The organism is Cohnella sp. CFH 77786, assembly GCF_019400745.1.
Taxonomy (GTDB): domain Bacteria; phylum Bacillota; class Bacilli; order Paenibacillales; family Paenibacillaceae; genus Cohnella.
The window spans coordinates 422,200-436,075 of record NZ_WJIB01000004.1; the positions used below are offsets into that span (position 1 = coordinate 422,200).

At 46.5% G+C, this 13,876-nt stretch carries 14 protein-coding genes, 1 pseudogene and 1 riboswitch; of the genes and pseudogenes, 4 read left to right on the forward strand and 11 right to left on the reverse strand.

Annotation, left to right across the window (positions count from 1 at the left end):
* Window positions 1-54 precede the first annotated feature (54 nt).
* Together GE107_RS09055 and GE107_RS09060 are read left to right on the forward strand one after the other, a co-directional pair.
* Window positions 55-531 carry a hypothetical protein gene (locus GE107_RS09055; RefSeq protein WP_219639347.1) on the forward strand — a complete coding sequence of 159 codons (477 nt, stop codon included), beginning with the start codon at window positions 55-57 and terminating at the stop codon, window positions 529-531.
* Between the two features lie 22 nt (window positions 532-553).
* A complete protein-coding gene (locus GE107_RS09060) occupies window positions 554-1,030 on the forward strand; it encodes a GyrI-like domain-containing protein (protein WP_219639348.1) in 477 nt (158 codons plus the stop codon).
* Window positions 1,031-1,209: 179 nt separating this feature from the next.
* Here GE107_RS09060 and GE107_RS09065 read toward each other — a convergent pair whose 3' ends face one another.
* The 3 genes from GE107_RS09065 to GE107_RS09075 all read right to left on the reverse strand — a co-directional run bounded on the left by GE107_RS09065 (window position 1,210) and on the right by GE107_RS09075 (window position 4,336).
* Window positions 1,210-2,400: a HesA/MoeB/ThiF family protein gene (locus GE107_RS09065; protein WP_219639349.1), complete on the reverse strand. Its 1,191-nt coding sequence runs from the start codon at window positions 2,398-2,400 to the stop codon at window positions 1,210-1,212.
* A gap of 105 nt (window positions 2,401-2,505) precedes the next feature.
* Window positions 2,506-3,729: a zinc metalloprotease gene (locus tag GE107_RS09070; RefSeq protein ID WP_219639350.1), complete on the reverse strand. Its 1,224-nt coding sequence runs from the start codon at window positions 3,727-3,729 to the stop codon at window positions 2,506-2,508.
* Between the two features lie 391 nt (window positions 3,730-4,120).
* Complete coding sequence (locus tag GE107_RS09075) at window positions 4,121-4,336, reverse strand: hypothetical protein (RefSeq protein WP_219639351.1); 216 nt, start codon at window positions 4,334-4,336, stop codon at window positions 4,121-4,123.
* Between the two features lie 320 nt (window positions 4,337-4,656).
* Window positions 4,657-4,744: riboswitch (cyclic di-GMP riboswitch) on the forward strand.
* A gap of 161 nt (window positions 4,745-4,905) precedes the next feature.
* Between GE107_RS09075 and GE107_RS09080 the strand changes: the two genes are divergently transcribed.
* Window positions 4,906-6,813, forward strand: a complete 1,908-nt coding sequence (locus GE107_RS09080; RefSeq protein ID WP_219639352.1) for a carbohydrate-binding protein — start codon at window positions 4,906-4,908, stop codon at window positions 6,811-6,813.
* Window positions 6,814-7,042: 229 nt separating this feature from the next.
* Here the strand turns inward: GE107_RS09080 and GE107_RS09085 are convergent, their stop codons facing one another.
* From GE107_RS09085 to GE107_RS09095, 3 genes are all read right to left on the reverse strand, one after another.
* Window positions 7,043-7,492: a DUF2269 family protein gene (locus GE107_RS09085; protein WP_219639353.1), complete on the reverse strand. Its 450-nt coding sequence runs from the start codon at window positions 7,490-7,492 to the stop codon at window positions 7,043-7,045.
* 22 nt (window positions 7,493-7,514) lie between these two features.
* Window positions 7,515-8,243, reverse strand: a complete 729-nt coding sequence (locus GE107_RS09090) for an NAD(P)-dependent oxidoreductase (RefSeq protein ID WP_219639354.1) — start codon at window positions 8,241-8,243, stop codon at window positions 7,515-7,517.
* 85 nt (window positions 8,244-8,328) lie between these two features.
* Window positions 8,329-9,282: an NADP-dependent oxidoreductase gene (locus GE107_RS09095; RefSeq protein ID WP_219639355.1), complete on the reverse strand. Its 954-nt coding sequence runs from the start codon at window positions 9,280-9,282 to the stop codon at window positions 8,329-8,331.
* A gap of 171 nt (window positions 9,283-9,453) precedes the next feature.
* On the opposite strand from GE107_RS09095, the gene GE107_RS09100 reads away from it, so the two are divergent.
* Window positions 9,454-9,798, forward strand: coding sequence for a winged helix-turn-helix transcriptional regulator (locus tag GE107_RS09100; protein WP_219639356.1), 345 nt, complete (start codon window positions 9,454-9,456; stop codon window positions 9,796-9,798).
* 347 nt (window positions 9,799-10,145) lie between these two features.
* On the opposite strand, the pseudogene GE107_RS09105 reads toward GE107_RS09100, so the two are convergent.
* The 5 genes and pseudogenes from GE107_RS09105 to GE107_RS09125 form a co-directional block, all read right to left on the reverse strand.
* Window positions 10,146-10,370 (reverse strand): annotated as a pseudogene (locus GE107_RS09105) (ABC transporter permease); the annotation flags it as partial.
* Window positions 10,371-10,390: 20 nt separating this feature from the next.
* Window positions 10,391-11,158: a class I SAM-dependent methyltransferase gene (locus tag GE107_RS09110; RefSeq protein WP_219639357.1), complete on the reverse strand. Its 768-nt coding sequence runs from the start codon at window positions 11,156-11,158 to the stop codon at window positions 10,391-10,393.
* A gap of 682 nt (window positions 11,159-11,840) precedes the next feature.
* Window positions 11,841-12,257: a phosphate-starvation-inducible protein PsiE gene (psiE, locus tag GE107_RS09115; RefSeq protein WP_219639358.1), complete on the reverse strand. Its 417-nt coding sequence runs from the start codon at window positions 12,255-12,257 to the stop codon at window positions 11,841-11,843.
* Window positions 12,258-12,302: 45 nt separating this feature from the next.
* Entirely contained in the window at window positions 12,303-13,610 is a 1,308-nt protein-coding gene (locus tag GE107_RS09120) for a HAMP domain-containing sensor histidine kinase (protein ID WP_219639359.1), read from the reverse strand.
* Window positions 13,597-13,876: winged helix-turn-helix domain-containing protein (locus GE107_RS09125; protein WP_219639360.1), on the reverse strand; the 280-nt coding region annotated here is incomplete at its 5' end. The genes GE107_RS09120 and GE107_RS09125, both read right to left, overlap by 14 nt.

A 13,876-nucleotide genomic window follows, 5' to 3' on the forward strand; every position in this document is an offset into this window, starting at 1 on the left:
CATTTAGCGAATAGTATTGGTCTTGTAAAATAAATCCGCTAAGGAGAGATCAAAATGTCTAACTACTCCATCCAAACCATCTCGGAAAACTACAAAATGACGGCTTTCGGTGTTACACTTGAAGACTACAACGACTGGGCAGGCAATGCAGCAAAAACCGCGGCGAAAAAAGCCGAAATCACTGAAAACGGCAAGCTTGCCGAACTTCTCGCGCTCGCTGACGGGCAAGAATATCAAATCAACTACGTCATGGGCGGCAAGGCTTGGCGCGGCTTCGGCGTGATGGGTGCATACGACGTGGAAGGCGCGGTCGTCCTCGACTTCCTCGCTGGGGACTACCTCGTGGTGCCTGGCACCGGCGCTGATAAAGACCGTCTTGCTGACGAAATCACAGACAAAGTTTTCGGTGGCCTGCTCCAAGAAATCATAGACTACAAATACGTTGGGCCCGGTAACTCCACATTCGTCAAAGCAGCTGAAGACGGTAAATTCTACGGTGAAATGTGGCTTCGTGTAAACAAAGTAGGCTAAACTCGTGAAAGGAGCATTCCCCATGGCAAATTACACGGTTGAACATAAAAAATCATTTACATTGACCGCTTATGGGTTTTCGATTCAATCCAATTTCCAAGACGTACCGGCTTTGCAAAAGGAAAAAGCGGAGTTTTGGGGAGCACTCAAGGCTGACGGGCGTTTTGATAAGCTCAAAGCGGCGGCAAAAGATGACCGCGAATGGTCGGTCAACGAGGTTTATCAAGGCAGACCGTGGAATTATTTCGCGGTAGAAGCTCGCAAATCAGTACCTGACGCCACGCGCATCATCGAGTTTCCAGAGAGCGAGTACATCGTGGTCGCCGGAACCGGCGACAAGGAAACTTTGTTTGATCAGTTGACTTACCGTGCTTTTGGCGAAGTTTTGGTACAAATCACTGACTATGCTTACATCGGCGGTCCAAATGCGACTTATCGCAAAGAAAACGGTGACGGCACTTTCTACGGCGAATTTTGGGTTCCTGTGGTTAAAAAATAACAAACAACCTATTTCTCCAAAGATAACACTTGTAGCAAGCCAAGAAGGCTGCCCATGAACAGGGCGGCCTCTTAATGTGGATACTATCGCGAATCGTAAACTATCGTCTTTATCCTCGGGTGGTTTATACTTTTAAAACCAGTTGCCGACAGTGTTTTTTTGTTCTAATCGCGCAAGCGCTAGACACCTCCTTTGCATTTATTCGTTGACTCTTCCCAGTCGCGAAAAAACCGAAAAATAGGTTCCTTCCCGATGCCGTGACCGCATGTAGGGCAATCCGGAGAGGGACTTGTAAAGTCCATCTTGATAGCCGTTTGAAAGGTCTCGAAATGGATGGAAACGACCTTCCCTTCCGATTGCATATCACTCGTCCTTGTGATCAATCGTACCGCTTCCCCGCACGCCATCCCGGTGAGAATCATGTAATTAGGCGCTATTGCCGTGCTGGGCATTCTAAAGCCGGAGGAGATGTACTGTTGAAGGAATCGAAGATATTCTTCATCCTGCCGGCTGTGGTTAAGATAATTGCAATCCAGGCAGCCCGTTCTGCCAGGAACGACGGTATAAAGCTGCCCTTCTACACCATTCACCCCGCCCCCGATAAAAGGAATGCCTAGCTTTACGCAAGCCTGATTGACCCACCGTTCCAACAAAAAAGATGGCTGATCTGCGGCGAGAACCACGAAGTCGCTGCCTGCGATGGCATTCTCCGCATCTGCAGTTGATCTTATCTCGACCGGAATACATTCCAATTTCATTCGAGAATGAAAGCTACGGATAAATTCCATTGCCGCATCAATCTTCCGCCTGCCGATATCTTCTTCTTTATATAGCAGCTGTCGGTTCAGGTTGCTTAATTCAACGCGATCAAAATCAACAATCCGAATGTTCTCGACGCCTAGACCTGCAAGATTAAACAGCACGCCCGATCCGAGCGTTCCGACGCCGATAATCGTTATTTTCGCCCGATTGAGCCTTCGCTGCATCTCCCAGGGACTGTATGCCAGGCTGGAGGAGGAAGTGAAATAGTTCAAATTGGCTTTATATCTCTCCAGCTCCGCAGAGGAGAAGCTGTTGTATGCGGCCGACGCCAGATTATCCAACAGACCGAAAGAATCAAGTTCGCTAATAAACTCGGAAAGCTCGTCTGCCGTAAGCGGTGAATCGATGCTCTGCAGGTCAGCCCAAATCTGATCGATTGTTCGGGTTCCATCCATTCGCTGAATAAGCTGTTGAACGAACCCATCCTCATCTTCTATTTCAGCAGCACGATCAGGAGTAAGCTCGCCGACTCTAAGCAAACCTTTCTCCTTTTCTCTGATAAATACCGTTTTTTTGACCATTGGCTTTATTGTCTTATCGAAAGTCAAGAAGATCCCTCCAACAATAAGAGGATAGCCCTGATAAGGCTATCCTCCCTATTAGATTAGTTCACGGTGAGGCCTGTCGTTTTAACCGAGTTAACGGGATTGATTTTAACTTTGGTCAACGTGTTCACCTCCTTTCATTCGAATTGATTGGCTCCACGACCAGATGAGAACTGCCGTTGGAAGCAAACACAAACCGATCAGCAGCATGCTGGCTGCGAAGTCCCACGATAGTAGCGGCATTCGGGACAACTGTGCAATCGTAGCAGTTAGGAACCGGTATAGATTCGGAAGTCGAACGAGGCCCCATACTCCTACAGCTATAACCCCGACCGCATAGAACCAGGCGAATCCATAGACGATTTTCTTTTCCCGACTTGAGACTTCATCCCAATGCTCGGTCACTTGGGGATTGGAGATGAAGCAGCGCTTCACGTATAAGAAAGTATGCTCAAGCAGATTCGGGCAGCGGACATAATTCGTGAACACATAATACAAATCGGTCTTCATAAAGAATAGAAACTGGAACAGGATTAGCGCCGTTAAGTTGCCGTTGATTAAACGGATCGTGTGCAGGACATTCTCGCTCATCGCAATCATTCGCAGATCATGAAGCCACTGGAGCCACATGCCTGCCGACAAAAAAACGAGATCCCAGCACATTCCGGCTATATACGCTCCGTATCTATGATTGCGCGGAACTACGACAATGCCGGACATGTCGGTTTCGGCGACCGGAAAGATCAGTCTGTGTCCGAGGCCGATTCTGCAATGGACTCCCAATGAACGGGCGGCGATCAGATGTGCGAATTCATGAAGAAAGAGGAAAGACCAAGCCGCTGCAAAGGAAATGATTAAGTTTACTAGCGCAGAAGGAGCAGGCAGGTAGTCTTTATAGCTCGGCAGGTATGCGGGATGCAAGAATGCGATGCCGGCAGCGGATAGTAGGATAGCAAAGTAGATGGAGTAAGCGATCGGATGGAAGAAAATACGGCCGGTTTCGGCAGGAAGCCAAGAGAAGTGTTCTTTGATCGGCACGCGGCTGTTCACGATATGGCCATTCAAGCGGTACACGAATCTATAATCGATCATTAGCTCTTCAACAAAAGCGGAAACGTCGAAAGGCTCGGCGTATTTCTCATACAAGAGGTGTTCCGTTTCTCCGATAGTTAATCCTCGCTGCAAGAATTCAATGATCTCGTGGCCGATTGCAGGCATAGCGATAAACGTCCCGGTTTCCGTACGACCAATGACAACCTCGGCTTCATCTTCTTTATGAACAACAAGCTCGTGCATCTCGACGATACTGCTTTTGCCCACCGTCAATTCCATTTGCTTCTGTTATCACCCTTTCGAGCTCTTCCTGAATCATCCAATCATCCTAACATCGACTTCTAGACGAACAGGGGAATCTTCGAAAGATATGTTTCGCTTTTAAGTTCCTACATTCATTAATTTATCATCAGCCCTAAAAACATCCTATCGAGTAAATTACGTATTCATCAAATTTGGGATTACGTATTCATTTTTTGAGGATCAAAAAAACTGAATCGCCCTACGTAAGCGATTCAGTCTTCCGGTTGGTACAGGGATATTCTTCTACTGTCCCTGCAACATTATTTTTTCGCCGTCACTTATGATAAGGTTCTCCGCGCTGTCTGTAACGGCAAGTTTTAGGGCCATCCTTTGCGGAATGGCCCTATCTTTTTCTCGCTTTGTCCAACTATCGTACCCGTTTGACTGATTTTAAAACATTAAGTAATTTTTCTAACGCAGAAAGCCCCTGTTCCTCAGCAACCTTAGCATTGCTGAGTAACTGAATCGCGCTTTGTGCATTGTTAGGATCTTTGGGATCTCCGCCCCCTGGGAATGGAAAGATTTCCGTTAGTGCTTTGAACGAGTCAACCACTTTTTCGTAGTATTGAATCGCCTCATCCAAGATGCTGTTTACCTCTTCGGAAATATTTTCCGACACCAGATCGCGTAAGAACTTTACGGCATGCTGCCTGCATTCAGAATATACGGCTAGATTGTAAGCGTTGAATCGAGTGTTGATCCGTTCCCCGTTAAACGCTTCAATCCAGGCGTCGTATGCCTCGTTCGGGATTTCGGGCGGACCAAAGGACCCATTTTTTCCTTGTTTACAATATAAATACGATTTTCTGCAGCAACGAAAATGAGCGATCAGACCGATTTACTTCATCTAAATCCAATATTTATAATGATCGTGTTGGTAAACTTATACAAAAAAATACCAAATCCCGAAAATAGCAAAACTGGCGAAAGCCAGCGACGCAAAGCTACAGGGGCTTAAGCGATAATAGCCGCATGCCAGCCAGCTGCCGAAGGATAGGATAACGGTGCAACCTCCTATCGAAACAGGAAGTTTTGCGCCGTTTTCATTTTTTCGCATGGAAAGGGGGGGACTTTCTTACTGAAGCGAGGGTCATGAGCAAACCAAGCTTGGTTACAAAAATAAGAACAACTTATTTTGGAGGTGGTACATGAATGCGCAAGAAAATGATTGGGTTTTTGTTATTTTTTACATTGCTGCTGAGCAGTTTGCCATTGACATCTGCATTTGCCGCTAACAGTGCAATCGCAAAGCTTCCAGGGTATTCAAATCCCCTTATGGACCATAAATTGGGGGCTGATCCCTTTGCGCTGACCTATAACGGAAGAGTCTACGTCTATATGTCGAGCGATGCATATGTATATAATAGTGACGGAACGGTTAAAGATAATGATTTTAGTGCGCTCACTAAGATAAACGTTATATCTTCTGCCGATATGGTGAACTGGACGGATCACGGTTCCATTCCGGTAGCAGGATATAATAATGCCAATAATGGCAGCGGTATTGCAAAATGGGCATCACTCTCATGGGCTCCGACCGTCGCACGTAAAACGATAAATGGTCATGATAAATTCTTCCTTTATTTCGCAAATGGTGCATCAGGTATTGGCGTGCTGACTGCAGACAATCCTATAGGACCATGGACAGATCCGCTCGGCAAAGCTCTTGTTACCGGCAGTACGCCCGGAATGTCTGGAGTTACATGGCTATTTGACCCGGCAGTATTGGTGGATGATGACGGCACAGGATATCTGTACTGCGGCGGAGGAATACCCAATACCTCGGATCCGGCATCAATTGCAAATCCGAAAACAGCCAGAGTTTTGAAATTGGGCGCGGATATGATTAGTATTAATGGAAGCGCAGTAACCATTGATGCTCCTTACATGTTTGAAGATTCCGGCATTCATAAGTATAACGGCAAATATTATTACTCCTATTGCATCAATTTCTCCGGTACACACCCGGCAGCTTATCCGGCAGGCGAAATCGGCTATATGGTGAGCAGCAGTCCTATGGGACCCTTCACCTATACAGGTCATTTTCTGAAAAATCCATATACCTTTTTCGGAGTTGGCGGAAACAACCACCATGCCGTGTTTAACTTTAATAACCAATGGTATGTCGTGTACCATGCCTCAACGGTCAGTAAGGCTCAATTGGGAGATGGAAAAGGATACCGTTCTCCGCATATCAATAAGCTGTTCTATAATCCTGATGGAACTATACAAGAGGTTCAGGGAGATATGGCCGGCATCCCTCAGATCGCCAATCTTGATCCATACGTCAGGAACGAGGCTGAAACGATCGGGTGGAACGCAGGTATTACAACGGAGACAACTCAAGCAGCTGGCGGACCGGTAAATAATCTTAATGTGGGATATATCAATAATGGAGACTGGGTAGCAGTAGGAAACGCTGACTTCGGTACCGGCGGAGCCAAGACGTTTAAAGCAAATGTAGCATCGGCAACTGCAGGAGGCAATATTGAAATACGTCTTGACAGTGTAAACGGCACTCTTGTCGGCACCCTTCCTGTACCTTCTACAGGAGGGTGGCAAAACTGGCGGGAACTAACAACGACTGTCAGCGGTGCAACCGGTGTCCACAACGTTTACTTCGTGTTTACCGGAACAGGTACAGGTTACTTATTTAATATTGACTACTGGCAGTTTACACCCAATACGACTGGAACAACTGGTACAAGAGTTGAAACAGAGAATATGACTCTCAGCGGTCCTTACGCCGGGAAGATCAGCTCTCCCTTCAATGGCGTTGCTTTATACGCCAATAACGATTCTGCTTCATTCACTCAGAATTTCACCAGCTCCACCCACAGTTTTTCACTGCAAGGCGCATCGAGTAATGGCGGCACAGCCAGGGTAGATTTACAAATAGGCGGAACGACAGTCGGTTCCTTTTACTTTACCGGAACTACGCCGACGACCCAAACCTTGTCCAATATCACTCATGCAACTGGAAGTCAAGAAGTTAAACTAATCCTTACCACCGATGTTGGGACTTGGGATGCTTACGTGGATTATTTAGTATTCCAGTAAATCTAACCTGCGTTTATAGAGCAGGCCGTCACTTGTGATACGGTTCCCCTTAACGGTCATAACGGCGAAAAAGCGAAAGGAGCTGGCCGCGGCAGCTCCTTTCTTGGTTGCTATCATTATTGCAATCGCTAATCTCTGCTAATCAGGTCCTGGAACGCCAACTGCGGCTGTTGCTCTATTTATTACACCGGTTTAGTAATTAAGCCTAGGACAATATTTCTCTCGAGTCCTAACTCACCGGCTTAATAACCATCAGCACGGTTACGGCTAGACTCAGCAGTTGGGCAGTCGTCTCCAAGGGCGCAAGCTTCCGCATCGCTAGCAGGACATCGGCGGATAATTCAGGACCTTGGCTTTCCGACGCGATTCGGGCGATCTGTTTTATACGCGGTTCGATCAATCCGCTAATCGTGACGACCAACATCAGCGATAATAGGATGGAGAGGTTCAGCCACATTTGAGAGAACCCCATTTCGGCAGTGACCATAAGCCAAATACCGGTCAGCACGAGTACCACGCCACCAATTTTAAAATACCAGGCAACCTTAGCCGTAATGTCGAAAATAAAGCGAAGCTGGGCGATGGTTTTAGCCGATCTGCGGATGATCGGCCCCAAGAAGGCGGAACCGATCACTGCGACCGCAGCGAGTACATGCAAAACAAGTAACCATCCGAACAAGCGATCAACTCCTATTCCCCGATTAGCGAACTGGTATCTCGTTTCGATAAGCGAGACCAACCCTTTTGCCTTTAAACGGCCCCCCAAGATCGAGATGGTTCAGCATACAATTCACGACATCCTCATATGCCACATCCAGTTCCTGAAGCCGGCTGAATAAGTGGCCCGCAATTTCGGCTTCGGAAAGCTCCCGTATCGTCTCCGCAATCGGTATGGGCAATACTTCTGTGGTAACATGCAAACGAACCTGCGACAAATCAGCTTTCGAATCGATCATCGTTCCGGGACACATCACGGACCAATCAATCCCGGTCTTCCGCAACCGGTCCAAATTGCGGTTATGATATTGGAACACTGGCGGAAAGCCCGGCAAATTGTTGCCCATGAGTTCGGTGTACGGAATATCGAGCAGCCCGGCTCCTCCCATCAACCATACCCGCCCCGAAAACTGAGGATGATTCTCACATTGGCTGACGATGTTGTCGACGATACGAACGAACTCTTCTCCCTGGCCCGCATGACCGGCTGCGATAATGGCGACGTCCTGATTTACCAGAGCCGCAAAGACACTGCCCGGATCCATGATGTCCTGCACAATCACCTTTATTTGATCAGCGACCTGCCCACCATGCTGCTCATACAGCTTTTCCGGATTGCGCACGAAGGCAGTCATTTTATGCCCCATTCGTATGCCTTGCACAAGTACCCTCTTCCCCGTATTTCCCGTTGCTCCGAAAACAATGATTTTCATCGTTCGATTCCCCATCCTCTGAATGATCTTTTCCACTTCTTCTTACAACAACATACGCCCGCCCTTTCGATAAAGGTATTGCTAATTAAACGGGATTAACATTCAATAGTATTCTTCCGCGACTATGCCTGCTCTCGCTTCGCAAGTGTGCCTCCTTTACTTCGCTCAGTGGGTAAATCCTGTCAATTTCCGCTTTGATTGTGCCATCCGCGAGCAATTGCGCTACCGCTATATTGTCATCAGAAGTAGGAAACGCGGTGCTAACTTTGGCTGTTACTTCAAATTCGCGCGCTTTCTCTTGGGACGGCGGTTGCACCAACGAGACGAGGCATCCACCTGGTTTCAATACCGACCATGATCGATCTTGCGTAACTCCCCCAACCGTATCTATTACCAGATCGACATTTTTTACGACTTCTTCAAATGGCGTCGTCGTATAATCTATTACTTGATCCGCTCCCAATGATTTTACATAATCGAGATTAAAGCTCGAAGCAGTGCCGATCACTTTGGCGCCCTTCCATTTGGCAAGCTGAACAGCGAATTGTCCTACCCCGCCAGCCGCAGCATGAATCAGAACGGTCTGACCGGATGCCAAATTTCCTTCTGTGAACAAAACCTTCCAAGCTGATTCGGCCCCCGCCCCAATCGTTGCTGCATCTTCAAGCTTAAGATTTTGGGGCACATGAAACATTCCGTTTAAAAAAGGTACTGAAACCGGAACGATCCCATATTCTGAATATGAACCGTTCATCTTGCCGAAAACAAGGTCTCCCGTTTTGAATTTCGTTACATTGCCACCCACGGATTCAATCATGCCGGAAAAAACGGCTCCCGGAGTATATGGCATCGGCTGATGAAATATATCCTTTACCGTTCCACTGCGAATTTTCCAGTCCAATGGAATCACTGCCGCATATGCAACTCGGACAAGAACTTCGCCGGATTGCGGCTCTGGACGTTCCACATCCTCCAATTTCAGTACGCCAAGGTCGCCGTATTCATGCACACGTATTGCCTTCATCAATGATTTTGACATTTGAATTCTCTCCCTTGTCTCAAAGATTTTGCCTCAATGCTCTGCCGTCCAAACGTCAATTCAGCTTATATTGCTTGTGTTGCTTAAATCATATTTTCTTGATAGCATTCTCACAAGAACGCACTTTGGAGTAACATGGTATCCATTTTGTAACAGTGAGGAGCATAGAATATGGAGGAGGAAAAAAGTTACTGTCCGATCGAAGCGGCTCTGGCCGTAATCGGCGGAAAGTGGAAGCCGCATATCTTTAGGCACCTGATCGGCCGAACAGAGCGCTTCGGAAAATTACAGAGCATTTTGCCGCACGTAACACGAAAAGTACTTACACAACAACTTCGGGAGCTGGAGGAAGACGGTATTGTCATTCGAACCGTATATCCGCAAGTTCCCCCTAAAGTGGAATACTCTCTTAGTGATTACGGTAAGACTTTAATTCCGATTATGAGCTCGCTATCTGGCTGGGGACAATCACACGTCGAACGCGACAATGATGACGACCGACAAGTTGGCCGATAAAGAAAGATTGTATACGGACGGTGGCGGCAAAGTTCAATCAGTCGTCTTTCCGATTGTCGGCAGCTACCGAACAGGATTCTATTTCGCGTCCTGAGCTGCCGCTGTCCAGGTAAGGCGGTGTTCCCCATGCCAACTTCAGCTTCCTCGGCAGCCGAACGCATCCTCCCGTTACTCCAATGACAAAAGGAGCAGCCGTCACGGCAACTGCTCCTGCTGTAGTTCAAACTATCATTTTCTCCGTTACTTATGGTAAGGTTCACCGCGCTGTCTGAAACGGCAAGTTTAATGGCCATCCATTGCTGGATGGCCCTGTCTTTGATCTCGCTTTGCTCTCCTATTCATGTGCGCTAAGCTGCTATCCGTTTGTACGCGCGTATCGCAAAGAGGTAAGCCACAAACATAATTCCGACGCACCACGCAAACGCGACCCATATATCATTGCCCACCGGCTGCCCTAACAGCAGGGCCCGAATGGATTCCACGATTGAGGTCACTGGCTGGTTATTGGCAAAGACCCTAACGACCGTTGGCATCGAATCGGTCGGCACGAATGCGGAGCTAAGGAACGGCACCGGAAAAGCTCCGACTTCTTTTATTTCTTTATCGCTTCATAAGTGTACATTTGCTTACTGTTCGTAGGCATCACACCGTAAACATAATCTGCGGATATGATAATATCCGAAAACCCGATTTCCTGCAAAATGTAACGGAATTCTTCTACACCGTACCAGCGCATGGCGAACCGCTCATGCTCACTTTGAAGCTTCATCCCGTCCCTCCATTTATCGTAGCGCGACAGAATCAAGTGATACTGGTTAAACAAGTCTGCTTCCACAATCCTGCCTTGGTGCGTAATGACATCCCCGTTCGGCAGCGTATAAGAGCACTTCCATTCCTGCTCGAAATTAAAGGTCGGACTATGCGGCATTTCAAGATCGACAATGAGACGTCCACCCGGATTTAACAAGTCATAGAAGGTCTTTAAGACATCGATTGATTCTGAACGTTTTTCGATTAGAAGAAACGATCCGGCAGGGACGATAATAGCATCGTAATGATGGCTTAGGCTAAGCTCTTGCAATTTCAGTTCATATAAATCCGCATTTAAATTCCGTTCCTCTAAGCGTTTGCGGCAGGAAGCCAGCATGTCGGGCGATGCGTCGACGCCGTCCACAACATGACCCGCCTCAAGCAGCGGAATTAGAAACCGGCCGGAGCCAACCATTGGCTCAAGAATACGACCACGGCATGATTGGAGCCGTTCCAAGTAAAACTCTAAATCCCCTCCAATCGAATGACCGACCGGTTTCGTAAAGTCATACACTTCGTTGCTTAATTTACCGTAAGAATCAAAAGACATACCTTTTTCCCTCCGTTTTTTACACGGAAGGGACTAATGATTTAACGATCCCTTCCGCACCTTGAATTGTACTGACTGAAGGATTATGGTCATTGTCATTATTACCACTCACTTTCGAATCGAAGTTACCACAATGATAGTATTTATGGTTAATTTAGCAAACTACAAAGTTTGGTTATAATTAAATTTTCCCTATCTGATCATCCCGTTAACTCAGAAACAACTTTCGACAAGAACAATCGTTTTGGCTATCCACTCTGCTCAGGAGATTCCTTGAATGGAATTCGACCGATTCCGATAAAACACATGCAGGTTTTGCAGGTTACTTAGTATTGAGCTTGCACTTCCATCCGTCAGGCAGTTATTTTTCTGAGATAAGTACATAGTCGGAACATTAGTTCGTGTTATGATTCGGAAGGCTAAGTAAATTCTGAGTCAGTGGGATGATCAGATTTATTTATGCTACAGGTTAACATTGTTCCCGAACGTCACCGATGCAATTATCCCTTATACATCAAGTCAAGCTATTCTGCCCGGTAAAACCGGTTACACGCTTCTCCCCCAAAAACTTGCCGTTACTTATGATACGGTTCACTTTACCATCTATAAAGCGAAATAAAGGACACCCTGACTATTTTTGAGCGTCTTCATAGGTGTGACTTCTGCTGTGTTTTGTCGTTTATTAATGTGCTTCAACAGACTCTCGTCTATTGGCAATAAAGAATGCACAGATCATCACGAGAATGGCCATCGCCCACCAGAGCGTTGAGATCGCCTGATCATGGTCGATGATAATCAAACGAATGACAGCCGTGATGCCAATATAAATGAAGTAGCGAAGCGGGAAATGAAAGTCTGATTTGAAGTATTTGATAATCAAAGCAATGAACTCAAAGTACAAGAAGAATATAAGCAGTTCTCCTAGCATCTCATAATAGCTGTCCACTTTGTTGAACAGTGAATTGTATACGAATTGCACAATGTACCATGTCTCGCTGATCAGAAGTGCGCTTAAGGCTATCGCCAGGAGGAACAGGCAGACATTGAGAAGCGCTTGTAACAGGTAAGGCACCTTTTTGAATTTGTTGGAAAATTTCATCGTGTTTCCTCCTATTTCAATATATTCGTGGTGTTTGTTCGCAGCCTACGTCTTGGCGTTCCAAAATCGTAACACGGTGTAGTACTTTGAATTCTCTTGTTTACTGTGATACTGACCCTGCATGCGGGACATCATTCGCGCAATGCTTCTTTCACCGAGTCCGTTGCTTTCCGGTGTTACATCCGTATGTTTAATCGTATTGCTAATATGGATCTCAAATATCTCTTGATCCGATACAAACAGGATGCTGATTTCTTCTTCCGGATCCGCGTATTTCAATAAGTTGGACATCACATTATCAAATATACGGCCAAGCTCCTCCATATTCACGTTAATATAGGTTTCCGGCAGCTCGCCCGAAATATGAACCCGGAAATGCTCCTGATGAAGGATGGCAATCTGATCTGATATCAGATCATAGATCACTTCTTTCACTGCAACGGCCTCCAGATCGGCCTTATGTTCCTTGTCCAGCAGGAAATACGCAAACAGGTTGTCAGACAAGCTTTTTAATTGCAGTGCTTTACCATAAGCATTGGCTACATAACGATCTTTGCCGGTTTCCGCTTCGCTTCCCTCTTTCTTGGCAAACTCCAGATACATGATCAGCGACGTCAGCGGTGTACGTATATCGTGCGACATTTCGGTAACCAGACTGCGGCTCTCTGCTTGCAATTCCTCGATAGCTTTAAGTTTGTCCAGAAAAGCTTTCCGCAGCTCCTCAATGCTCTCTGCAATCATCGCTAACTCATCATGCCCCTTTATCGTCATCTCGTAGTTCAGTTCGCCGCCCTCAAGAATATGAATCTCTTGGTGAATCGTTCTCAGATAGCGGAGACTTTGGCGAATGCCGAAGAGAACAATGACCAGAAAGATCAGGGTTGCACCAAGCAGCTCCAGTGTAAAGGCCAGATCATAATATCGGGATGAGTAGAAACCGTCGATCATGACTCGTCCTTCACCATCGCTGAACTTGACCGGATGCGAATGATTTTGAGCGTACTGAGTCACCTTCTCCTTTCCATAAGCCGATTCGTCTGCAACGGAATAATTGGAATCATATTGCAGCACCTGGTCCTTGAATATGGTGAGGATAATGTAGTTTTCTTTTCTGACCCACTCGCCAAAAGCTTTCCGATCGGATGTAGACAACTCATTCACTGAAACATACTTGCTGAATCTTTGAATGTATCTGGCTGACTCCTTCTGGTAATACTCATCCGAACTCAGATATCCGTCGATCAGATCATCGGATATCTTTTGCAACGTCAGAAAGACCGCACCACTCACCATCGCAGCAACCATGATCAGCATGGCCAGTTTTTTGGTTAGCGTAAATTTACGATGCGCCAAATCGATATCCTCTTCCCCATTCCGTTTGTATATAAACCGGACGTGCCGGATCATCCTCGATTTTGGAGCGCAGCTTCCGAATATGCACCATAACCGTATTGTTGGAACAGTAAAAATAAGGCTCTCCCCACACACTTTCATATATATTTTGGGCAGAAAATATTTTGTTGCGTTTGCTCATCAGCAGTTTCAGGATACGATATTCCAGATCGGACAACTTGAGTTGCTGCCCCTCTTTCCAGACATCATTAAATTCTTCGTTAACT

What these genes read in the sequence shown, in the direction of transcription:
- GE107_RS09095 (WP_219639355.1), bottom strand. Translation starts at nt 9,282, where the DNA reads ATGTCAAAATCATTGATGAAGGCAATACGTGTGCATGAATACGGCGAC.
- GE107_RS09070 (WP_219639350.1), bottom strand. Translation starts at nt 3,729, where the DNA reads ATGGAATTGACGGTGGGCAAAAGCAGTATCGTCGAGATGCACGAGCTT.
- GE107_RS09060 (WP_219639348.1), top strand. Translation starts at nt 554, where the DNA reads ATGGCAAATTACACGGTTGAACATAAAAAATCATTTACATTGACCGCT.
- GE107_RS09090 (WP_219639354.1), bottom strand. Translation starts at nt 8,243, where the DNA reads ATGAAAATCATTGTTTTCGGAGCAACGGGAAATACGGGGAAGAGGGTA.
- GE107_RS09055 (WP_219639347.1), top strand. Translation starts at nt 55, where the DNA reads ATGTCTAACTACTCCATCCAAACCATCTCGGAAAACTACAAAATGACG.
- GE107_RS09080 (WP_219639352.1), top strand. Translation starts at nt 4,906, where the DNA reads ATGCGCAAGAAAATGATTGGGTTTTTGTTATTTTTTACATTGCTGCTG.
- GE107_RS09100 (WP_219639356.1), top strand. Translation starts at nt 9,454, where the DNA reads ATGGAGGAGGAAAAAAGTTACTGTCCGATCGAAGCGGCTCTGGCCGTA.
- psiE (WP_219639358.1), bottom strand. Translation starts at nt 12,257, where the DNA reads ATGAAATTTTCCAACAAATTCAAAAAGGTGCCTTACCTGTTACAAGCG.
- GE107_RS09110 (WP_219639357.1), bottom strand. Translation starts at nt 11,158, where the DNA reads ATGTCTTTTGATTCTTACGGTAAATTAAGCAACGAAGTGTATGACTTT.